Here is a 22,544-nt window from a genome sequence, read left to right on the forward strand (position 1 = left end):
ATCGATAGGTCTGTGAAAACAAAGACATAACGATCTGCCGGCGCAAGACCGGCTCGACATCTGGAGGGATGCTTGTGGCACGAATGATCTGGAATGCCTTGCTCGGTTCGGTGAGCATCGGCGTCATTGCCGGCGCGGTCCACGCGCAATCGCTTACCGTCACGCCGTCGGAGACGCTGGAGACGCAGGGGCTGACGGTCATCGTCGACCAGAACCACTTCAGTCCGATCTTCTTCGACGAGAAGAACGCCGGCATCCAGATGGTGCTGCACGGCGAGCGCATCGCCACCGACGGCGCCGTGCGGCTCGACCGTACGCCCGAGCAATGGGCGCCGGTCCCCGCCTTCGTCGGCCGGACGCGCGGCAGCGAACCCAATCAGTTGGTCGTGCGCTCCGCCTACACGCAGCAGAAGCTGTCCTATAGCGTCAAGGTCACCGCCGAACCTGGCGGCTTCCGCATCGCGGTCGATCTCGATCAGCCACTGCCGGCCAGCCTCGCCGGCAAGGCGGGGTTCAATCTCGATTTCCTGCCGACCGCCTATTTCGGCAAGACCTATCTCGTCGATGCCGCGCCGGGGCTGTTCCCGCGCCATCCGACGGGGCCGATGGCCAAGGACGGATCCGGCGATCCGCTGCCGCTCGGGAGCGCTACCAAGACGATCACGCTCGCACCCGAGGACCCGCTGACGCGGGTCAGCATCACCTCCGACACCGGGCCGATCGATCTGTACGACGCCCGCGCGCGCGCGCAGAACGGCTGGTTCGTCGTCCGTTCGCTGATCGCCGCCGGCGCGAAGGAGAATGCGATCGTCTGGCACGTCCGGCCGAACGTGGTGAAGAACTGGACGCGCCAGCCGGTCGTCTCGTTCAACCAGGCCGGCTACACGCCGGGGCGGCCCAAGGTCGCGCTGATCGAGCTCGATCCCAATTTCAAGGCGCCGGGCGAGGCGGAACTGGTCCGGCTCACCGCGGACGGCGGCAAGCAATCGGTGTTCCGCGCCAAGGTGCAGTCGCGCGGCCACTGGACGCGCTACGATTATGCCGCCTTCGACTTCTCGTCGGTGCGCGAGCCCGGCCTGTATGCGATCAGCTATGCCGGGCAGACGACCAACCCGTTCCGCATCGCCGCCGACGCCTATCAGCGGATCTGGCAGACCTCGCTTGACACGTTCATCGCCGAACAGATGGATCACGTCGGCATCCGCGAGCAATATCGCGTCTGGTCGGCGCCCTCGCATCTCGACGACGCGCGGCAGGCGCCGCCGAACATCACCCATTTCGACGGCTACAAGATGGGGCCGAACCTCGATTCGCCGTTCAAGGCCGGTCAGCACATTCCCGGCCTCGCGGTCGGCGGCTGGCAGGATGCCGGCGATTACGACATCCAGACGCCGGAGAATGCGGCGGTGACGCGCGACCTCGTCTGGGCGCGTGAATTGTTCGGCCTCGACTGGGACGAGACGAGCATCGACGAGGCGGCCCGCAAGGTCGAGATCCGCAAGCCCGACGGCGTCGAGGACGCGGTGCAGCAGATCCGTCACGGCACGCTGCAATTGCTCGCGCAATACAAGGTGTTCGGCCACGCGATCGTCGGCATCGTCGATCCGGCGCTGCGCCAATATGCCCATCTCGGCGATGCCGGATCGCAGACCGACAATCGCCTCTACGACGCCAGGCTCGGCGCGGAGGAGATCAAGGGCGGTGCGTCGGGGACGCCCGACGATCGCTGGGCGTTCACCACCGATCTGCCTGCCAACAACCTCGCGGTGGCCGGTGCGCTCGCCGCCGCCAGCCGGGCGCTCGCCGCGAGCGATCCGAAGATGGCGGCGGAGGCGCTCGCCGCGGCCAAGGCGTTGTGGAGCAAGCAGCAGGGCGGGGTGGTCAAGGCCGGCGACGGGCGCGACGATTCGTCGTCGCCGCGTTCGGCCGAGGCCGCGAACGTCGTCGCCACCGTCGAGCTGCTGCTGACCAGCCGCGGCGATCGCGTCTATGCCGACCGGCTGCGCCAGTTGCAGCCGGTGATCCGGCAGAACTTCCCGTGGCTTGCCGGTGCCGCGGTGCGCGCCATTCCGCTGATGGGCGCGGACTATCGCGCCGCCCTCGTGCCGCTGGTGCAGGACATGAAGGCCAAGGCGGACGGCGGCATGACCAACAATCCGTTCGGCGTGCCGATCGCCGACGGCACCTGGGCGGGCTCCAACCAGGTGGTCAGCTTCGGCACGACCATGTACCTGTTGCACAAGGCGTTCCCCGAGATCGTCGGCACCGCCTACACGCTGAATGCGATCGATTACGTGCTCGGGCGGCATCCGGCGAACAACCTGTCGCTGGTCTCGACCGTCGGCACCGCGTCGAAGTTGATCGGCTATGGCCACAATCGCGCCGACTATAGCTTCATCCCAGGCGGGATGGTGCCGGGCGTGCTGATCGTCAAACCCGACTATCCCGAGGCGAAGGTCGACTGGCCGTTCCTGTGGTTCGAGAACGAATATACCGTCAGCACCACCTCCGCCTACATCCTCGCCGCGCGCGCGGCGATGGCGGTCGCCGCCGAGACGCAGTGAGGGCAGGGGCTGGCAACGGGACGCGGCGAGGAGACGAGATGCGGCAGTATCGGGCGCTGACGGTCGCGGCCGTCGTCCTCACGGCCATACCGGCGGCCGCGCAACTGCCCGCCGGGCCGGTGCTGCCGCGGGTCGCGCCGCCTGCCACCCAAACCGGGCCGCACCGGATCGTCATCCCCAACCGGCCCGATCCGGTGCCGATCGTCCTCCACGTGGCGCCCGAGGGGTCGGACGACGGCGACGGGTCGGCCGCGCGGCCGTTCGCCAGCCTGACGCGGGCGCAGGCGGCGGTGCAGCAGCGCAACAAAGACCATGACGTCACCGTGCGGATCGCCGCCGGCACCTATCGGCTGGCGGCGCCGCTGCGCTTTACGGCCGACGACGGCGGGCAGAACGGCTTCACCGTCCGCTGGGAGGGGGCGGCGGGCGCCTATCCGACGCTGTCGGGCGGCGTGCCGGTCGAGGGCTGGCGGCTGGCGGATCGCAAGCGTGGCATCTGGGCGGCGCCGATCCCGCCGGGCAGCGATCCCTTGCAACTCAGCGTCGGCGGCCGGCTCGCGCAACGCGCGGCGATCGAGATCCCGCGGGCGGCGGTGACGTTCGCGCCGTGGGGACTGACGATCACCGACCCGGCGTGGCGGACGCTCGCGCAACTGCCCGACCAGCGCCGCATCGCGGTGGAAGGGATGAGCTGGTTCACTCACCGCCACGCGATGGTCGAGCGGATCGAGGGCGACCGGATCGTGATGCAGCAGCCCGGCTGGCGCAACAATCTGGTCGGCTACGACACGTTCGCGCGTCCGGTCTCCGCGGAGGTGGCGCGCATGTTCCTCGTCAATGCGCTCGCCTTCCTGCGGGAGCCGGGCCAGTTCTACGCCGATCCCGCTGCCGGGCGCCTCTATTACAAGCCGCGCGCGGGTGAGGCGATGGACCGGATCGCGGTGGTGCTGCCGCGGCTCGACCATCTGCTGTCGATCGCCGGCAGCTACGATCGACCGGTGCGCGACCTTCAGTTTCGCGGGCTGGACTTCCGCGACACGAGCTGGCGGCAGCCCGCCGGGCCGGAGGGCTATGCGAGCCAGCAGAGCGGCTCCTATCTCGCCGGCGAACTGCCCGATTATCCCGGCGATCCCATCCGCGATTGCAGTTGGGGCTGCCGCCCGTTCGAGGCGATGCGCAACCGCTTCCACCAGCAGCCCGCCGCGGTGCAGGTCGCCGCGGCGAGCCGCATCATCTTCGACGACGACCGGTTCGCACAGCTCGGACAGGTCGCGCTCGGCATCGGCAACAACGCCGACGCCAATGCCGCCGGAGTCGGTCTCGGTACCAGCGCGATCGAGGTGACGCGCAGCCGCTTCGACGATCTCGCCGGCGGAGCGATCATGGTCGGCGGCGTCCAGCCCGACGCGCATCATCCCGCCCGGCCCGAGATGGGGCTGCGCGACATCCTGATCCGCAACAACCGGATCAGCGGCGTCTCGCGCGATTATAAGGAGCAATCCGCGATCCTCGTCACCTACGCCTCCGGCACCGTCATCATGAACAACGACGTGTCCGATGCGCCCTATGACGGGATCGACGTCGGCTGGGGCTGGGGGACCAACGATCCGGGCGGCAGCGCCGAATATTGGCGCGCGCAGCGCGGCTATTATGACGCGCCCGGCAACCGCATCTACGATACGCCGACGACGCTGCGCGACACGGTGATCGTCGGCAACCGCGTGTCGCGGGTTAAGCAATGGTTCCCCGACGGCGGCGCGATCTATCATCTCTCCGCCGATCCCGGCGCGCTGATCGCGGGGAATTACGTATCCGACATCGCCGGCTCGGGCGGCATCGCCATCTATCTGGACGAGGGATCGCGCTACGTCACGGTGCGCGGCAACGTCGTCGACCGGGTGGGGGGCGTCTGGCTCAACCTCAACACGCAGGATCATATCGCGCCCAAGCGCACCGCGATGGACAATCGCGCGATCGGCAATTGGTACAATTCCGGCCGGCTGCAGGGGAATTGGACCGACTATCTGAACAACGTCGCCGAGCAGAACGTCGCCATCGTCGGCGATGCCTGGCCGGAGGCGGCGCGCAAGGTGATCGCCGACAGCGGGGTGCAACCCGAGCCGCGGCGTCCCTGACTGCCCGTCTGGCGAAGGGATGGTGCGGTGCAACGATCGCAAGAGCGCTTCGTTCGTGCCGGCATCCCCTTTGATCGACTAGAAAGGCCGAAACATGTTCGGACACACCAAGAAGGTGCGCTACGCCGTCGTCGGCGGCGGCCAGATCTCGCAGCAGGCGTTCATGCCGGGCGTCGCGCGCACGAACAATTCGGAACTGGTGGCGCTTGTCACCGGCTATCCGGTGAAGGCCGACAAGCTCGCCAAGCTCTACGGCATCAAGGCGTGGACCTACGAGCAATATGCCGAACTGCTCGCCTCGGGCGAGATCGATGCGGTGTACATCGCGACGCCCAATTTCCTCCACATGCAATATGCGGTGCCGGCGCTCGAGGCGGGCATCCACGTCCTGCTCGAAAAGCCGATGGCGTCGAGCGTCGCGGAGGCCGAACAGATCCTCGCCGCGCAGAAGACCCGCGGTGCGAAGCTGATGATCGCCTATCGCCTGCACCACGAACCCGGCACGGTCGAGATGATCACCCGCGCACGCAACAACGAATTCGGCGAACTGCGCAGCTTCGTCTCGGCCTTCGCGCAGAACGTCGCCGAGGCCAATTCGCGCGGCCACAACGGCTATTGGGGCGGGCCGGTGCCGGACATGGGCACCTATCCGCTCAACGCGGTGCGTAACCTGTTTGGGCTGGAGCCGATCGCGGTCCACGCCGTCGGCACCAAGACGCCCGACCGCGGCTTCAACTTCCACGACACGGTCGCGGTGACGCTGCGCTTCCCCGGTGAACGCGTCGCGCAATTCACGGTAAGCTACGCCACCGCTTCGTCGGAATTCTTCGAACTGGTCGGCACCAAGGCGAGCATCCATGCCTCGCCGAGCTTCATGTTCGGCCCGAAGATCGGCATCCGCTACGTCGAGAAGACCAGCGAGGGCAGCAAGGAGCATAAGTTCGATCCCGTCGAGCAATTCGGCAACGAGACGCAGTATTTCTCGGACTGCATCCTCAACGACGCGCATCCCGAGGCGGATGGCGAGGAAGGCCTGCTCGACATGCGCGTGCTGGCCGCGGTCGAACGCTCGCTCGAAACCGGCGAGACGGTGACGCTGGAGCCGATGACGCGCAGCCGCCATGTCGAGCCCGATCAGGCGCTCAAGCTCAAGCCCGCCAAGGAGCCGGGCGAGGACGACATGATCAGCATTATCCCGCAGTCGGCGTAGGCGGGGCGGGCGGCGCCCGTCCATCCACCCGTCATGCCGGACTCGTTCCGGCATCCACCGACCCGCAGGAGCGGAAGGCGTTGCTCCTGCGCAACCGTGGACCCCGGAACGAGTCCGGGGTGACGGGGTATTCTGGGATGGGTCAGCGCGAAACCCTTCGCGCTCAGCCCCGCCGGGTCGGCGACGTAACTGCATCCGAAGCCTTTCCCCGTCGCGCGACACCTGCTTAACTCGCTGCATGCGCAACGCTTTCCTTCTCGCCCTGCTCCTGTCCGGCCCCGCTTTCGCACAGAGCGCGGGGGCGCCGATCGACGCGGTCGATCCGATGATCGGGACGGCGGGGGAGGGCCATACCTTCCCCGGCGCGACCGCGCCGTTCGGCATGGTCCAGCTGTCCCCCGACACCGATACCGGCTGCGAGATCCGCGCCTGCTACGGCCACGCCGCCGGCTATCGTTACGAGGATCCGACGATCCAGGGGTTCAGCCACACCCATTTCTCCGGTGCCGGCCATTCCGACCTCGGCGATGTGCTGGTCGCGCCACAGGCGGGGACGGTACGGCTCGATCCGGGCGATCCGGCGAAGCCCGGCTCGGGCTATCGCTCGCGCTTCGATCACGCCAGCGAGACGGCGCGGCCCGGCTATTATGCGGTGACGCTTGCCGACGGCGGCATCCGTGCCGAGCTGACCGCCGGCACCCGCACCGGCGTCCACCGCTACACTTTCCCCGCCGGCACGCCCGCGCATCTGGTCATCGACCTGCGCTCGTCGCTCTACAATTATCCCGGCAAGATCCTGTGGTCGGGGCTGCACCTGCGCCCCGACGGCACGCTGACCGGCTTTCGCGAGACGCGCGGCTGGGCGCCGGGCCGCAAGCTCTATTTCGCGATGCGCTTCTCCGCACCGCTGACCGGCCATGGCTTCGTCGATCGCGACGCCGCGGTGACCTACAAAGGCTTTCAGGGGCCGGGCCGGGGCAGCGAGGCGGTCGCCGAGAAACTCGGCAAGGCACTGGAGGCGCGGCTCGATTTCGGTACGCTCGCCGCCCCGCTGGAGGTGAAGGTGGCGCTGTCCGGCGTCGACGAAGCCGGCGCCGTCGCCAATCTCGAGGCCGAGGCGGGCGGCTTCGACGCGATCCGCGCGCGCACCGCCGCCGCGTGGACGCAGGCGCTCGGCGCGGTCGAGATCGCCGCCCCCGCGCCGATGCGCCGCACCGTCTATACCGCGCTCTACCATGCCCTGCTCGCGCCGAGCGTATGGAGCGATGCCGACGGTCGCTATCGCGGGCCGGACGACCAGGTGCATCGCGCCGACGGCTTCACCTTCCGTTCGACCTTCTCGCTGTGGGATACGTTCCGTGCCGAGCATCCGCTGCTGACGCTGGTCCAGCCGACGCAGACCACGGTCGACGTCGTGCGATCGCTCGTCGCCAGCCGCCGGTTCAGTCCCGACGGCATCCTGCCGGTATGGCAATTCGCCGGGCGCGAGACCTGGACGATGATCGGCTATCATGCCGCGCCGGTGATCGCCGACGCCTATCTCAAGGGCATCCGCGGCTTCGACGCCGATGCGGCGCTCGACGCGATGGTCGCGAGCGCAGACTATGCCCCCTATGGCGGGCTCGGCGACTATATGGCGCGCGGCTATGTGCCGATCGACAAGGAGCCCGAGGCCGCGTCGAAGACGGTCGAATATGCCTATGACGACTGGACGATCGCACGAATGGCGCGGGCGATGGGGCGCGACGCGATCGCCGCGCGCTTCGAGAAACGCGCCGCCAACTGGCGCAACAGCTTCGACACCAAGACCGGCTGGCTGCGCGCGCGCCTGTCGAGCGGCGCGTTCCGCACGCCCTTCGATCCCACCGCGATCAACTACGGCTCGGATTATACCGAGGGCAATGCCTGGCAATATAGCTGGTTCATGCCGCAGGATCAGGCTGGGCTGTTCCGCCTGCTGGGCGGCGACGCCAAGGCGATCGCCAAGCTCGATGCGATGTTCGACTATGACAATTCGAAGCTCGACTATAGCCATGCCGAGGATATCGCCGGGCTGATCGGCCAATATATCCACGGCAACGAACCCAGCCATCACGTCGCCTATCTCTACGACTACGCCGGGGCGCCGTGGCGGACGCAGGAGCGGCTCGCGCAGATCGTCGCGTCGCAATACAAGCCGACGCCGGACGGTCTGGCGGGCAACGACGATCTCGGCCAGATGTCGGCGTGGCTCGTCTTCACCGCGCTCGGCTTCTATCCGGTCGCGCCGGGGTCGAACGAATATGTCATCGGCCGGCCGTTCGTCGATCGCGCGACGCTCAACCTGCCCGACGGCAAAAGCTTCGTCGTCGTCGCCGACGGCTTGTCGACGACCAACCGCTATATCGCTGCGGTGACGTTGAACGGCGTGCCGCTGGCGCGCAGCTATCTGCGCGACGCGGAGTTGCGGGCGGGCGGCGAATTGCGCTTCACGATGGCGGCGGTCCCGAACAAAGGCTGGGCGACCGGGCGGGCGGCACGGCCCTTCTCGATGACCGCGCGGTGACGGCAGGGCGGCGGCGACGGGCCACTACGGCCTTGTTTGACCGCGGTTATGGCATAGATACTGGAGACGTCGTCCTCCCCGAGTGATGGCTCGGACGCGATAGGAGTAGGCGGTGGCCTGGTACGAGAAGCTGGCCGTGGTTGTCGGCATGGTGCTGTTCATGGAGTGTTTCGCCTGGGCGACGCACAAATATGTCATGCACGGCTGGGGCTGGGGTTGGCACCGGTCGCATCACGAGCCGCACGAGGGCGCGTTCGAAAAGAACGATCTCTACGCGATCACCTTTGCGGTGATCGTCGTCACCTTGTTCGTCGTCGGCCTGCGCTGGGAGCCGTTGTGGTGGGCGGCGCTGGGCATCACCGTCTATGGCGGTATCTACGCCTTCGTCCACGACATGATGGTCCACCAGCGGTTCGGCATGCGCTGGGTGCCGCGGCGCGGCTATTCCAAGCGGCTGTTGCAGGCGCACCGGCTGCACCATGCGGTGAAGGGCAAGGAAGGCGGCGTCAGCTTCGGCTTCCTGTTCGCCCCCGATCCGGCGAAGCTGAAGCGCAAGCTCGCCGATCGCGTCGGGCGATGAGCCCCGATCGGGGCAATACGCGCCACAGCCTGCTGCTCGCCGCCGCGATCGGCGCGGCCTGGCTCGCCATCCATATCGGCGGCATCTTCTTCTGGCAGTGGCGCGCCGCCACGGTGCCGGTCGCATTGCTGCTGATCGTGGTGCAGGCGTGGCTGAGCACCGGCCTCTTCATCGTCGCGCACGATTGCATGCACGGCTCGTTCGCCCCCGGACGCCGGGCGTGGAACGTCGTCGTCGGCACCTTGTGCCTCGGCGCCTATGCCGGCCTGTCCTATCGCGCGCTCTACCCGATGCACCACGCGCATCACGCCGCGCCCGGCACTGAGCACGATCCCGACTTCCACGCCGCCGCGCCGCGCCGCGCGCTGCCGTGGTTCGTCCATTTCTTCCGCGGCTATTACACCCACGGCCAGATCCTGCGGATCACGCTGGCGGCCATTGTCTACATGCTGCTCGGCGCGTCGCTGCTCAACATCGTGCTGTTCTGGGCGGTGCCGGCGCTGCTCGCGCTGGCGCAATTGTTCCTGTTCGGCACCTATCTGCCCCACCGTCACGGCGAGACGCCGTTCGCCGACACGCACAATGCCCGCAGCAATTCGTTGTCGCCGCTCGCCTCCCTGGCGACCTGCTTCCACTTCGGCGCCTATCACCACGAGCATCACCTCAGCCCGCAGACCCCGTGGTGGCAGCTCCCGCGCATCAAGCGCGGCTGACCGGCAAGGGGCTATCCCGACGGCAGACCGACGAGCCGGAAACCGTGATCGACGATACGACGGGCGAGCGCGTCGCTGCCGCCATATCGGCCGGCGTCGAGGATCACGCCATGCAGCGCGTTGAACAGGAAGATGGCGGTGAACCGCGGGTCTTCGAGCCGCCATGCTCCCGCAGCGTCGCCGGCGGCGAGCAGTTGCGTCAGACCGTCGATCAACGGATTGTCGGCCAGACCGGCGTTTGTCGGCGGCGGGACATCGCGGAACACCATGTCATGCAACGAGGCGAACGTCGCATAGCCCTCCGCACAAGCGGTCAGCCAGGTGGCCAGCCGTTCGCTGCAGTCATCCATGGCGACGCGATCGACCGCGCTGGTGATGATGCCGCCGACGCGCTCGGCGAAGCGAAGGCGTAACGCCGCGACGACATCCTCTTTGGCGGTGAAATGCAGATAGAAGCTGCCTTTCGCCACACCCGCCCCGGAGGTGATCTGCTCGATCGTCGTCGCGGCGACGCCCTGGTCGAGGAACAGGCGCTCGGCAGCGTTCATCAGATCGTCGCGCCGTTGATCGGCAGGCTTGGTGCGGGGTTTACTCGCCACGTCGGCTCCCATGATGGTGCAGGCGACGATCCCTGCCGCGAAACCGAGAGCAAGAGAAGAGCTCCGCGTATTGACTGACCACCAGTCATATCGGTAATTCGGTTTCACGGGCGCGGGTTTGATCGCGCCGATGATCGAGGAGCCGCGAATGACCAGCATGCCGAAATGCCGTCAGGTACGCCTTGCGCGCCACCCGGAGGCGATGATCCAGCCGTCCGATCTCGTGATCGCGGAAACGCAATTGCCGGCACCGGGGCCGACGGACGTCGTCGTGCGCAATCGCTGGTTCCGGGTTTCGATCTCGACGCGGCTGATGGCCGATCGCGACGCGCAGGCGGTCGAGGGGATACCTTTCCCGGCGCTCAGCCCCGGCGATACGCTGGCGGACGGTGCGATCGGTGAGGTGCTTGCCTGTCCGCCCGGCAGCGGCTTTGTGGTCGGCGAATTCGTCTCGCATCCGTTCGGCTGGCGGGACCATGCCGTCGTGCCGGTCGGGCAGTGCGTGGCGCTGGGACGCGGGCCGATCGAACCCGCGGCCTATCTCGGCCATGGCTGGACGGCCTATGCGGCGCTGACCCGCGGTATCCGGATCCGCCCCGGCGACACCGTCTTCGTGTCGAGCGCCGCCGGCGCGATCGGATCGATGGCCGGCCAGATCGCGCGGCGGCTCGGCGCGGCGCGGGTGATCGGCAGTACCGGGAGCCGCGACAAGGCGGACTGGATGCGCGCCGACCTCGGCTACGATGCGGCGGTGCTGCGCAACGGCGGCCCGCTCGCCGACCAGCTGGCGGCCGCGGCGCCCGACGGCATCGATGTCTTCGTCGACATGGTGGGCGGCGACCACCTCGTCGCCGCGGTCGGCGCCGCGCGTGAGGGCGCGCGCTTCGTGCTGCTCGGTGCGTTGACCGCGGAACTGGACCGGCAGGGCGCCAGCATCGTCGCTCCCGCGGCGCTCGACTCGTTCCAGCTCATCCTCAAGGACATCACGCTGCGCGGCTATAGTGCCGATCGCGACATCGCCGCCTTCGCCGAATGGATCGCGTGGCAGCGCGACGCCGGGCTCCACTTCGCCCGGACGATGGTGGCGGGCTTGGACGCTGCGCCGCAAGCTCTGCACGATGCCTGCGAAGGGCGGCTGCGCGGCGTCGTCATCGTCGCGCTATAGCAAGAGTGACCGCCTCACGGCGTCGTCTTCACCTCGCGGCCGCGCTCGTCGATCGGGGCCTTGGGCGCTTCGGACATCGGGCTCGAACTGCCGGTACCGCGGCCGCGGAGATGGTCGATCTCGGCCTGGCGGCGCTGCAGGTAGAAGGTGCGGGTGTTGGCGTAGGGATCGGCGGCGTCTTCGTGCAGCGTGCGCAGCGTGTCGTCGAACTCCGACCGGTGATCGAGCACGCCGAGTACCGCGGCGGGGATGACGAAGGCGGGCCTGGTCACGCGGCGGCCCGCGGCGATCGGCAAGACGAGCCGGTCGACGCCGCCGCCGATCAGGTCGCGCACCGTCGTCGGGCCGACCAGCGGCAGGAACATGAACGGTCCCGGCGGCACGCCGTAGAAGCCGAGCGTATCGGCGAAGCCGTTGCCGCGGCGGGGAAGTTTGAAGGGCTTGCGCTTGGCGATGTCGAAGGCGCCGAGCAGGCCGATCGTCGTGTTGATCCCGAAACGGCCGACCGTCTCGACCGCCTTGCCGATCTTGTGCTGGAGCAGGAAATTGATGAACACGACCGGCTCGCGCAGATTGTAGAGCACATTGTGGACGCCGTCGCGGAACGGCTTGGGCGCGGTCTTCTTATAGGCGCGCGCGATCGGCGCGACGAGCGCCTTGTCGACGGCCTGCGTCGCCTCGAACGAGCGCTCGTTGAGCGCGCGCAGCGGATCGATCTTGGCGGAATTCTCCCGTGCGGTGACGACGATGTCGGCGGAATCGGTGATCGTCGGCTCGACGCGGCGGGTGTCCTGCGCAGGCTCGGGTGCCGGCACCGCGGTCTGGACGGGCAGGGGCGCGATCAGCGGGGCCGCGACGGGATCAGCGGGGAGGGCGACGTCCTGCATCACGGGCGCAGGGGCCAGTGCCGATACCGTCGTCCACAACACTAGGCTCAGCATACCACCCCATCAGCCGCTTTCGACAATTGTAGGCGGACGAAGGACGATCAACCACAGCCGGACTTAACAAGCCACCAAGAAGCGGCAGGGCGCGTGACGATCTGCGCAAAAAGTACCGCTCCCGCCCGTTGTCGGCGGGAGCGGCGGGGTTATTAGAGGCGCGAGCCGGTCGTGTAGCGCGCGCGCTCCTCATGCACCTCGTCGGCGGTATAGGCCGGGGCGGTGTCGTCGAAGCTGGTCCAGCCGGACTCGCGATAGCTCGCGCCGCGGCTCTGCGCGTCGACCGAGCGATTGCGCTCGAGCGCGGCTTCCGCTTCGCTCACCAGCTCTTCGGGTACCTTGGCGCTGACCAACGAACCGCCGCGACGGACGCCCTCGGCATAGACGTGCGCGTCATTCTCGTCATGGCCGGCGTTCTTGAGCGCGCCGACGATGCTGCCGGTCGCTGCGCCGCCTGCCGCGCCGATGCCGGCACCGGCTGCGGTCGCGGCGAGCCAGCCGGCCGCGACGATCGGGCCAAGGCCGGGAATGGCGAGCAGGCCGAGACCGGCGAGCAGACCGCCGGCACCGCCGAGCACGGCGCCGGTCGATACGCCGCGGCTGACGTCGCCATGATCGTTGATGCTGTCATCGTCCTGGTCGACGTGCTCGCCGTGGCGCTTGTCGGCATTGCTGGCGACGATGCTGAGATGGTCGTGGGGGACGCCGATCGCTTCGAGCTCGCGGATCGCATTGGTCGCGTCGGCATAATCGTCGAACAGGCGCGTGATGGTCTGGGTCATGAAATCTCTCCTGGAAACAATGGGCTCGATCAGCGGCTGGTGACGTTGCCCTTGTAGTCGAGCATGACGGTCGCGCGCTTGCCGGCCTTCATCGCGGTGCCCTGCCAAAGGCCGTCGCGCTTGGTCAGCTTGGTGATGCCGGTATAGCCGGCCTTGGCGAGACGGCCGCGTGCCTGATCCTCGGTGAAGGAGTTCGCGCCCTTCGCGGGGGCGGCGATCGTGTGCGGCGCGCCATTCTTCACGGCGGGGTTGTGCGAGCCGGTCTGGGCGGTCTGCGCGACGGCACCGCCAGCGAACAGGGTCATGGCGGTTGCCGCGATCACATAACGAAACATGGACGTCTCCTCTTCAGATGCCGGCCAACGCGCGGCACCGAGAAAAGGGGACAAGCCCCTGAAAAGGAACGTTAGCGCTCGATCGCTGGTTGGCGGTGGGACGAGGTGGCCGATCGCGCCGCCGATTTTTTCCCCAATCATCGGACGCTTCATGCCCAAGCAGATCAAGGCCATCCTCTTCGACATCGACGGCACGCTGGTCGACAGCAATGATTTCCACGTGCTCGCCTGGGAAGAGGCCTTCGCCGGGATCGGCGCCCGCTTCGACCGGCAGACGATCCACGACCAGATCGGCAAGGGCACGGACAATTTGGTGCCGACGCTGCTTCCCGATCTCGACGACGACGCGGTCGAGAAGCTCGGCGACGCCCACGGCGCGGCGTTCAAGACCAAGTATCTCGATCGCGCCAAACCCTTCGCCGATGCGCGGGCGCTGCTCGCGCACGCTCATGGCAACGGCCAGCAGGTCGTGCTCGCCTCATCCGCGTCGGGCGAAGAGCTCGACCATTATCTCGGGCTGCTCGATGCCCGCGCGCTCGTCGGCGAGACGACCAGCGGCGACGACGTCGAACAGACCAAGCCGGCGCCGGACATCTTCGCCACCGCGCTCGCCAAGCTCGACGGGCTGGCTCCCGACGAGGTGATCGTCGTCGGCGACACCCCCTATGACATCGAGGCGGCGGCGAAATGCGGCATGGCCGCGGTCGCGGTGCGCTCCGGCGGCTTCCCCGATGCGGTGCTGACGCGCGCCGGTGCGGTGGCGATCTACGACGATGCCGCCGCGTTGCTGGCCGATTATGCGGCGTCACCGCTCGGCGCCGGTAACCCGACCGCCTGAAATTCGCCGGTCCGATGTAACCCATATGGGTCAGCGCGCGTTACATAGTATTGCTGATCCGAAGGACATCGATGCCGACACCCCGTCCCGCCGAACGCGGCGCCATCCTCGAAGCCAAGCGCAAGTTGAAGATGGCGCGTTCGACCCATGCCTATGTCCGGGGTAACACGGTCAAATTCTACGAATGGCTGGCGGAGTCGCGAGCGTCGCGGCACGTGCCCGAAGGACCGGCGATCTGGATCTGCGGCGATTGCCACCTCGGCAACCTCGGGCCGATCAACGACGGCGACGGACGGATCGCGATCCAGATCCGCGACCTCGACCAGGCGGTGATCGGCAATCCCGCGCACGACCTCATCCGCCTCGGCCTGTCGCTGGCGACCGCGGCGCGCGGCTCCGACCTGCCCGGCGTCACGACCGCGCATATGATCGAGGAGATGGTGACCGGCTATGCGCGGGCAATGCGCGATCCCGGCGGCGACGACAGCGGCCCCGAACCCGAGGTGGTGCGCAGCGTCAGGCGGCGCGCGCTCGGTCGGCGCTGGCGCCATCTCGCCAAGGAGCGGTTGCGTACCGAGGAGCCGACGATCCCGCTCGGCGACAAATTCTGGCCGCTCGACGGCGAGGAGCGCGGCGCGCTCGCGGCGGTGCTCGCCGAGCCCGACGTCACCGCACTGGTCCTCGCGCTCGACGACAAGGATCGCGATCGCGCGGTGCGGCTGGTCGATGCGGCCTATTGGATGAAGGGGTGCAGCTCGCTCGGCCTGTTGCGCTTCGCGGCGCTCGCCGGATTGAAGAACGCCAAGGGCCGGTCGGATTACGCGCTGATCGACCTCAAGGAAGCGACCGCGCCGATCGCACCGGCGGCGCGGGGCGCGACGATGCCGGCCGATCAGGCGGTGCGGGTGGTGACCGCGGCACGTGCGCTGTCGCCGCATCTCGGCAGCCGGATGGTCGCGGCGCGGATGCTCGACCGGTCGCTGTTCGTGCGCGAACTCTCGCCGCAGGATCTGAAGCTCGAGGTCGAGCAGTTCAGTGCCGGCCAGGCGGTGAAGGCGGCGCATTATCTCGCCTTCGTCGTCGGCAAGGCGCATGCGCGGCAGCTCAGCCGGGACGAGCGCGCCGATTGGACGCGGGTGCTCGATGCCGACCGGCGCGGCGCGATCGACGCGCCGGGCTGGCTATGGGAAAGCGTCGTCGCGCTGTCCGGGCTGCACGAGGCGGGCTATCTCAACCATTGCCGGCAATATGCGATGGGCGCCTGACGGCGCCCTTCGGATCACCGGAGCAGGCGCTGGAGCCGGGGGCGGATACGCAGGAAGCGGCGATACGCCCGTTCCATGACCCGCAACGCCAGCGGCCGGCGGGCGAGCAGGCCGAGTGGGCGCAGCAGCGGGATCGCACGCCACATCGCGGCGAAAGCGGCTGCGCCGGAGAGCAAGGTGCCGTTCTCGCTGGCGTGGAACCGGTCGAGCAGCGCGCCGCGGTCGATCGGGCAGATGCTGTCGGTGTCGGCCGCATCGACGAAGGTGATCGCGCCGCGACGGTCGAGCCGGCGCATCAACGCGATCTCCCGCCGGCATAACGGACAATTGCCGTCATGCCAGACGGTGACGCCGGTAGCGGGAATGGGGGGTGTCATTCCCCCTCAATGGCTCGGGCGTCGCGTCGTTCCTCCGGCCGCGGGACGCCGGCGTTCAAAAACGCCCCGTCATGCCGGATCATGTCCGTCATGACGGGGGAGGTGGGGGACGCCTTTAAAGGCTTAGTCCAGGTCAGAACCGCGCGCGGACACCCAGACGGTAGAAGCGGCCCAGCGTGTCATACAGCGCCGGATTGACGTCGAGGCCGGTGTTGGTCTGCGGCGAGGCCTCGGGATCGTGATCGAACAGATTGTCGACCTTGAAGAACATGCTGACCTGCTTGGTGACGTTGAGCGAGCCGCCGATGTCGAAGTAGAAGGCGCCCTTCATCTTGTTATAGTCGATCGTCGGATTGTTGGCGGTCGAGACCGGGCAGGCGGTCGAGCAGACGACATATTGATTGCCGAACACGCCGTCGCTGAACCAGCGCTCCTGCAGCAGCAGGCTGAACTGGTCGTTGTCGTAGCTTTGGATCGCCAGCCACTTCCAGCTCGGCGTCGCGCCCGAATTGGCGCCGGCGCTGTCGACCGGGATGGTACCGGGCAGACCGGGATCGGTGATGAAGTTGATGACGTGGGTGCCGAGGCCGCGCAGCGTGAAGTTGCCGCCGAGGCCCAGCGGATTGCGCCACTGGTAGCTCGCCTCGATGTCGAAGCCCTCGGTCTTGATCGAGGCGAGGTTGAACGACTGGACGTTGACGAATGCGGTCTGGTTGCTGCCGGGCGCGATGTCGAGATTGAACGCGCCGCAGGTGTCCGGCAGGTTCGAGATGTAGCACAAATTGACGATCTGCTGTGCCGACAGGCTGGAGACGACGTCGCTGACCTTGATCTTGTAATAGTCGAACGACAGGCTGAGCCCCGGCAGCCAGGACGGGCGCGCATAGACGATGCCGGCCTCGGTGCTGCGCGCGGTCTCGGGGCGCAGATTGGGATTGCCTATCGTGTTCTGGATGATGAGCAGCTGGCGCCCGTTGGGATTGGCCGCCGTCGTGCGCGGATCGGTGAAGTTGGGGACGGTGGTCGTGGTCGGTGCGGCGAACAGTTCGGACAGGTTCGGCGCACGTACGTCGCGCGACGTGACGGCGCGCAGGCGCAGGCCGTCGAGCGGGGTTTCCCAGGTGCCGCCGACCTTCCAGGCGTAGATGACGCCCGAGGTCGAATATTTGGTCGCGCGGCCCGCGCCGTTGATGCTGGCCTTGCCCAGCGCCGCCGAGTCGAGGATCGGCAGGTTGAGTTCGAGGAAGCTTTCGTAGACGTGATATTTGCCCGAACCGTTCTTGTAGTTCCCGGCGTACCAGTTGCTGCCGATCGTCGAGTTGAGGATCGGATCGGCCGGATAGTCGGCCGAATTGGGGCTGATCGCCGATACCCCGGCGCCGTAAGGATCGGCGTTCACGCGATAGGCCTCGCGCCGGTATTCGACGCCCATCGCGATCGCGAGCGGACCCGCCCACAAATCGATCGGCGTGCCCGAGATGCTGGCCGCGGCGGCATCCTGCGTCTGGCGGGTATGCTGGAACGGGCCGTTCTCGGGCACGACATAGGCGAGCGCCGCGGCCGACGGCGCCGCGCCGCCGAAGATGTTGATCGGCTGGCAGCCGTTGGCACGCGCGGTCGCATTGGCGCAGACGATCTGGCCGTTGAGCGTCGTCGCGTTGATCGCCTGATTGTACCGGCCGTTCAGGCTGATGTTGTCGACATTGATGTCGGTGATGTTGATGCCGTGTTCGTAATAGATGTCATAGGTCCAGTTGGACCCGAGCACATCGGCCTTGCCCTTCAGGCCGCCGACGAAGCGGTACTGGCGGCGATCGGTATTGACCTTGATGTTCGGCAGGATCGCGTTGCTGAGGCCGTAGCCGAAGGTGGTGATGCCGTTGGCGGCGCAGGCGGCGCTGACCGACGCGGGCAGATAGGGGTTCGAACACTGGATGGTCAGGCCGGTCTTCGAGGCACCGGGGTTGGGCTGGTTGCTGGTCTTGACCTGCGCGATATTGGCGGTGACGTACAGCTCCGTGTCCGGCGCGATGTCGTAGCCGACGCGGGTATAGCCGTTGATCCGCTCGAGCGCCGATTGCAGCGACGTGCCCGATCCGACATGGCCCGACTGATCGCCGCCGACGCAGAAGCCGACGTAGCAACCGATGACGTTGCCGCCCGCGGTCTTCGACGGCACGCCGTTCGATCCGTACTGGAACGGGAAGGGGTTGCCGTTGAAGTCGAATGCCGTGCCTTGCAGCGGGCCGCTGCTGATCAGGCCATATTTCGTATATTGATAGGCCTGGGCATGGTCGCGGTAGAGGAATTGCGGCGTGCCGCCGGCGCGGTTGCCGGTGTCGACCAGCGTCGAGGCGCGATACCAGTCGCGGCTGCCGGCGAGATCCTCGCCGAAATTGCCGGGGCCGACGCCCTGATCCTTGGCATATTCGCCGCTGAGGATGACGTGCAGCTTGTCGCCCGCGAACGCCTTGCCGACCGCGAGCTGCGCCAGCACCTGACCGTCGTCGCCGTACGTGGTGACGCCGGTCTGAAGGTTGCCCTTGACGCCGGTAAAGCGGGTATCGGTGATGAAGTTGACGACGCCGCCGACCGCATCCGATCCGTAGGAGGCGGAGGCGCCGCCGGTGACGATGTCGACGCGCTTGATGAGCAATTGCGGGAACTGGCTGATGTCGGTGACGCCGGTGACGTTGGCGCCGATGACGCGCTGTCCATCGAGCAGCGTCAGGGTGCGGATCGTGCCGAGGCCGCGCAGCGACAGCGAGCTCAGCCCCTGCTGGCCGCTCGACGTGCTGAACGTGCCCGTCGTCGCACCGGTCGATCCCTGCAGCGAGGGCAATTGCACGACGGTGTTGAAGATGTTCGCCTGGGCATTCTGCTGGATCTGCTGTTCGCCGATCACCGTCGTCGGGGTCGGCGCGTTGAAGCCGTTGGCGGTGATGCGCGTGCCGGTCACGACGATGTCGCTCGCCGGCGCCTCGGCCTGCGGCGCGTCGGCGGTGCCGTCGGTGGTGGTGGTCGGCTTGGTCAGCTGATCGGGCGCGGCGGGGTCGGCCGAACGGGTCGAATCGGGCACCGCCGACTGGTCCTGCTGCGGCAGCGGCCGCGCGAAGGCCGGCACCGACACCAGCATCACCGCAAGTGCCGCGACGCTGGTAACGTTACCTGAAATGCCTGCAAGCCGTCGCCGATCGCGCGTGACCATCTTCATCATCCATCCCCTTTTTCCGCAGGGTCCGCGCCGGGCTCCACCGGTCTGATTCCCTGATACCGCGATCATTCTAGCCAAAGACGGGCGCCGCGGCATCTACGACCAAAGTCGATTCGTACCGCTTCGGCAGGACGTCAGGGGCGTGCCGTGTAGAGCGCGTAGTGGGTCAGGATGAACAGCGTGCGACCGTCGGCGCCACCGAACAGCAGTTGCAGCGGCCGGTCGGGCACGTCGATGCGGCCCTGCTCGCTGCCATCGGCGGCATAGACGAACACCTGCCCGTTGGCGACGTAGACGCGCCCGTCGGGACCGGCGACGACGCTCTCGCCGCCGCGCGCCGCGAACGGCTTGAGATCGGTCACCGCACCGCCGGCACCGACCAGACCGCTGTAGGTGCGATCCTCCGAACCATTGGCGAGATAGACGCGCGTGCCCGGGCTGGCCGTGATGAGGCCATAAGTGTCGAGCGTATCCGAGAAGCGCCAGCCGCGGTGATCCGCCGGCCCCTGCTGCCAGACGCGGAAGGCGGGGAGGGCTAGGCTGCCGTCGGGCGAGACGTATTCGCGGGGCTTGGCGATCGCCATGTCGCGCGCGAACATCTCGGCGAGCGTGGTGAAGCGGTCGGTCGCCGGATCATATTGGTCGCGGAACTCGCCGTTGTTCCACAGGCTGCCCGGCAGGACGATCCGCGGGTGGGCTGCGGCCGGACGGGCGGCCAGCACGTCGACCGCGGCGGGGCGCCGGGGATCGAGGCTGTAGACGGTCGCGGCGGCTCCGGCGGAGGACAGCACCATCAGCCGGTCCGACCCGTCGACCGCGAGATTGACCGCATCGAGCGGCGCGTCGGACACCACCGACAGGCCCTCGCCGGCGCTCCAGCCGTGGATGCGTTGCATCGGCCGGTCGACGAAATAGAGCTTGCCGGCCCGGTCGACCGCGCCGCCGCCGAGCGCGTGAAAGCCGCCCGCGACCCGTGTCACCGGGATCGCGGTGGAGGGGGCGACGACGGGCGCGTCGGTGACGTCAAGCACCGCGAATTCGCGCTCGCGCACCTCGGCGCCGCGCGTGATGTCGCGAATCGCGTTTTCATACGGATATTTGCTCGCGCGCAGATAGGTGCCGCAGCCGGCGGCGTCGCAGGTCGAAAAGCCGCTTTCGGCATTCACGTGCACGTTGCGGAAGCGGATGCTGGTCGAGCCGGTCAGCGTGATCGCCGCCGGCGCGCCCTGCAGCGAGCGGGTGACGCGATAGGCGTGGAGGTTGGCGAACAGGATGTCGCGCGAGTTGCGAATCTCGAACGCCACCGTGTCGCGGCTCTCGCCCGCCTCCTCCTCGGTCTGCGGCGCGAGGAACTCCCAGTTGCGCACCCGGTCGAGCACGATCTCGGCGCGGCGGTGATGCTCGGCGGACATCTGGTAGACGTGGCCCGGCGTATCGGTGTCGGAGACGAGCAGCCCGGCGGCGGCATAGGTGCTCGGCGTCCACAGGCTGTTGAACGTGCCGCCGCCGCCGTCGGTCACCCACAGGCTCGCATATTGGCCGTCCCAGCGCTGCTTGGGATCGGCATCGCCGCTGTGATCGGCATTGTAGGGATCGAAGCGGCTGCCGTCGGCGCGGAAGGTGCCGTGACCGCCCTGGAACTTGACGTCGTCGACCAGCGACCGCTCGCCGGCGCGCCACAGCAAGGCGGTGGCGCGCGGGTTGCGGCCGCCGGTGGCGAGACCGAGGCCGGAGACGATCGCGTCGCCACCCTTGGCGCTGGTGAGCAGCGCGCGCGGGCTGCCGACGCCGCGGAAGGCGGGGCTGTCGTCGGCGAGGACGATCTGGGTCAGGCTGGGGTGGAGGCCGATCAGCACGCTGTCGGCGCGCAATGTCAGCGTATCGCTGACCCGGTAGAAGCCGGCGGGGAAATAGAGCACGCGCCGGCTGGCGATCGCGCGTTGCAACGCCGCGGTATCGTCGGTGCTGCCGTCGCCGGTGACACCGAGGTCGCGCACGTTGGTCCAGGCCGCGACCGGCGGCAGCGCGCGGATCGCCGGGGCGGGGCGTTTCGGATCGCGCGCGAGGGGGGCGGCGTCCATCCGGGTCGCGAAGCTGCCCGTCGCGCCGAGCGCCGGTACGGTGAGCCCGTAGTTGAAGGCGCGGACGCGATAGCGGGCACCCGATCCCGCCACCGTCCTGCCGCTGTCGCGGAAGCGCGCGAACACCGGCGTGCCGACCGCGGTCGCATCCTCGAAGCCGATCTGCGTATAGGCATTGCCTTCGTTGCTGATGACGACGCCGGCCTGCGAGACGTTCTCGAACCGGACCTGCTTGCCCCACAGCCAATCGCCATAGCCGCGGTCGATCTCGACGCCGACGGGCACGTTGCGGAACACGGTGTTGACCAGGGTCAGGCCCGCCTCATGCTCGCGGATCGCGGCGTCGCGCTGGCCCTCGAAGGTCGCGTCGAGCAGCGTATATTGCCACGCCGGCGAGGGCTTCTCGGTGAGGATACCGTAGCGGCCGCCGAAGAAGCGCAGATCCTGGCCGATGTTGCCGACCTGATAGATGCCGGCGAGGCCCGAGCCGAGATGGAAGTCGATATGGCTGAGATAGGCGTGCTGCGCGGCGTGGAAGCGCACCGCGGTCGCCGCCGGATTGCCGTCGCCGATCTCGAAATCGACGTTGGCCATCGCCGAATAGAAAGTGCCCGAATTGGCGTCGGCGATGCCCGGATCGAACGGCACGCTGGTCGGCGGCGGCACGGGCACCGGCGGGCGCGGCGGCTCGCCGGGGCGGACGGGCAGCGTGCCGGTGAAGAACACCATGCTGCCGACCCCGCGCTCGAAACCGGGCGTCTGCGGCGCAAGCAGGATGACGGGGCGGCGCTTGCCGACCCCGAACAGCCGCACGCCGGGCCGCATGAACAATGTGCGGGTGATGCGGTAGCGGCCGGTCGGCAGGAAGACGAGCCCGCCGCCGCCCTGCGCCGCGACCGAATCGATCGCGCGCTGGATCGCGGCGCTGTCGTCGGCCGTACCGTCGCCCTTGCCCGCGACCGTCACCGCACGCGGGTCGGCCGGTGCGGTCGCGAAGGTCGAGATCGACGGCGTTGCCGCAAGCGACGGCGTCGCGACGCCGGCGAGCAGCAACGCCGCGAGGAGGCGGAAGCGGCGTGCCGCGCGGGATTTGGCTGTCATCACGGCGTTATCCTTGAAGAAGTCGTGGGGCATCCGGCTATCGAACGGGAGTAGGATCGCGCGCGCGACGCGACGATTGCGACAAAGGTCGTAATGGTC

General features: G+C 68.0%; 16 protein-coding genes. 9 read left to right on the forward strand and 7 right to left on the reverse strand.

Going from position 1 to position 22,544, the window contains the following annotated elements; translation table 11 throughout:
• Nucleotides 1-83: 83 nt before the first annotated feature.
• The 6 genes from FFS23_RS00130 (at nt 84) to FFS23_RS00155 (ending at nt 9,747) form a co-directional block, all read left to right on the forward strand.
• A complete protein-coding gene (locus FFS23_RS00130; protein WP_038660525.1) occupies nt 84-2,564 on the forward strand; it encodes a glycoside hydrolase family 9 protein in 2,481 nt (826 codons plus the stop codon).
• Nucleotides 2,565-2,602: 38 nt separating this feature from the next.
• Nucleotides 2,603-4,699, forward strand: coding sequence for a right-handed parallel beta-helix repeat-containing protein (locus tag FFS23_RS00135; protein ID WP_137896917.1), 2,097 nt, complete (start codon nt 2,603-2,605; stop codon nt 4,697-4,699).
• Between the two features lie 94 nt (nt 4,700-4,793).
• A complete protein-coding gene (locus FFS23_RS00140) occupies nt 4,794-5,909 on the forward strand; it encodes a Gfo/Idh/MocA family protein (RefSeq protein ID WP_137896918.1) in 1,116 nt (371 codons plus the stop codon).
• 238 nt (nt 5,910-6,147) lie between these two features.
• A complete protein-coding gene (locus FFS23_RS00145) occupies nt 6,148-8,454 on the forward strand; it encodes a GH92 family glycosyl hydrolase (RefSeq protein ID WP_137896919.1) in 2,307 nt (768 codons plus the stop codon).
• Nucleotides 8,455-8,566: 112 nt separating this feature from the next.
• Complete coding sequence (locus tag FFS23_RS00150) at nt 8,567-9,034, forward strand: sterol desaturase family protein (RefSeq protein WP_038660516.1); 468 nt, start codon at nt 8,567-8,569, stop codon at nt 9,032-9,034.
• The gene (locus tag FFS23_RS00155; protein ID WP_137896920.1) at nt 9,031-9,747 is read left to right on the forward strand and encodes a fatty acid desaturase; all 717 of its coding nucleotides are present in this window, start codon (nt 9,031-9,033) and stop codon (nt 9,745-9,747) included. Before FFS23_RS00150 ends, FFS23_RS00155 begins: the two co-directional genes overlap by 4 nt.
• Before the next feature lie 11 nt (nt 9,748-9,758).
• Here the strand turns inward: FFS23_RS00155 and FFS23_RS00160 are convergent, their stop codons facing one another.
• Nucleotides 9,759-10,505 carry a TetR/AcrR family transcriptional regulator gene (locus FFS23_RS00160; protein ID WP_212742878.1) on the reverse strand — a complete coding sequence of 249 codons (747 nt, stop codon included), beginning with the start codon at nt 10,503-10,505 and terminating at the stop codon, nt 9,759-9,761.
• Here FFS23_RS00160 and FFS23_RS00165 point away from each other — a divergent pair.
• Nucleotides 10,495-11,511 (forward strand): MDR family NADP-dependent oxidoreductase, encoded by a 1,017-nt coding sequence (locus FFS23_RS00165; RefSeq protein ID WP_137896921.1) that lies wholly within the window; start codon nt 10,495-10,497, stop codon nt 11,509-11,511. The genes FFS23_RS00160 and FFS23_RS00165 overlap by 11 nt on opposite strands.
• Nucleotides 11,512-11,525: 14 nt before the next feature.
• On the opposite strand, the gene FFS23_RS00170 is transcribed toward FFS23_RS00165, so the two are convergent.
• From FFS23_RS00170 to FFS23_RS00180, 3 genes are all read right to left on the reverse strand, one after another.
• On the reverse strand, nt 11,526-12,452 hold the full coding sequence (locus tag FFS23_RS00170) for an MlaA family lipoprotein (protein WP_137896922.1): 927 nt from the start codon (nt 12,450-12,452) through the stop codon (nt 11,526-11,528).
• A 152-nt stretch (nt 12,453-12,604) separates the two neighbouring features.
• On the reverse strand, nt 12,605-13,234 hold the full coding sequence (locus tag FFS23_RS00175) for a hypothetical protein (protein ID WP_137896923.1): 630 nt from the start codon (nt 13,232-13,234) through the stop codon (nt 12,605-12,607).
• A gap of 29 nt (nt 13,235-13,263) precedes the next feature.
• On the reverse strand, nt 13,264-13,569 hold the full coding sequence (locus tag FFS23_RS00180) for a hypothetical protein (RefSeq protein ID WP_038660502.1): 306 nt from the start codon (nt 13,567-13,569) through the stop codon (nt 13,264-13,266).
• 151 nt (nt 13,570-13,720) lie between these two features.
• Here FFS23_RS00180 and FFS23_RS00185 point away from each other — a divergent pair, with 151 nt between their 5' ends.
• Together FFS23_RS00185 and FFS23_RS00190 are read left to right on the forward strand one after the other, a co-directional pair.
• Nucleotides 13,721-14,407 (forward strand): HAD family hydrolase, encoded by a 687-nt coding sequence (locus FFS23_RS00185; RefSeq protein WP_171009296.1) that lies wholly within the window; start codon nt 13,721-13,723, stop codon nt 14,405-14,407.
• A 71-nt stretch (nt 14,408-14,478) separates the two neighbouring features.
• The gene (locus tag FFS23_RS00190) at nt 14,479-15,672 is read left to right on the forward strand and encodes a DUF2252 family protein (protein ID WP_137896925.1); all 1,194 of its coding nucleotides are present in this window, start codon (nt 14,479-14,481) and stop codon (nt 15,670-15,672) included.
• Nucleotides 15,673-15,686: 14 nt separating this feature from the next.
• Here FFS23_RS00190 and FFS23_RS00195 read toward each other — a convergent pair whose 3' ends face one another.
• From FFS23_RS00195 to FFS23_RS00205, 3 genes are all read right to left on the reverse strand, one after another.
• Complete coding sequence (locus FFS23_RS00195; RefSeq protein WP_137896926.1) at nt 15,687-16,049, reverse strand: thiol-disulfide oxidoreductase DCC family protein; 363 nt, start codon at nt 16,047-16,049, stop codon at nt 15,687-15,689.
• A 133-nt stretch (nt 16,050-16,182) separates the two neighbouring features.
• Complete coding sequence (locus FFS23_RS00200) at nt 16,183-19,263, reverse strand: TonB-dependent receptor plug domain-containing protein (RefSeq protein WP_038660493.1); 3,081 nt, start codon at nt 19,261-19,263, stop codon at nt 16,183-16,185.
• Nucleotides 19,264-19,397: 134 nt separating this feature from the next.
• The gene (locus FFS23_RS00205) at nt 19,398-22,445 is read right to left on the reverse strand and encodes a glycosyl hydrolase family 28-related protein (RefSeq protein WP_137896927.1); all 3,048 of its coding nucleotides are present in this window, start codon (nt 22,443-22,445) and stop codon (nt 19,398-19,400) included.
• Between the last annotated feature and the right edge of the window lie 99 nt (nt 22,446-22,544).

Source organism: Sphingomonas sp. 2SG (assembly GCF_005503285.1).
GTDB classification, from domain to species: domain Bacteria; phylum Pseudomonadota; class Alphaproteobacteria; order Sphingomonadales; family Sphingomonadaceae; genus Sphingomonas; species Sphingomonas taxi.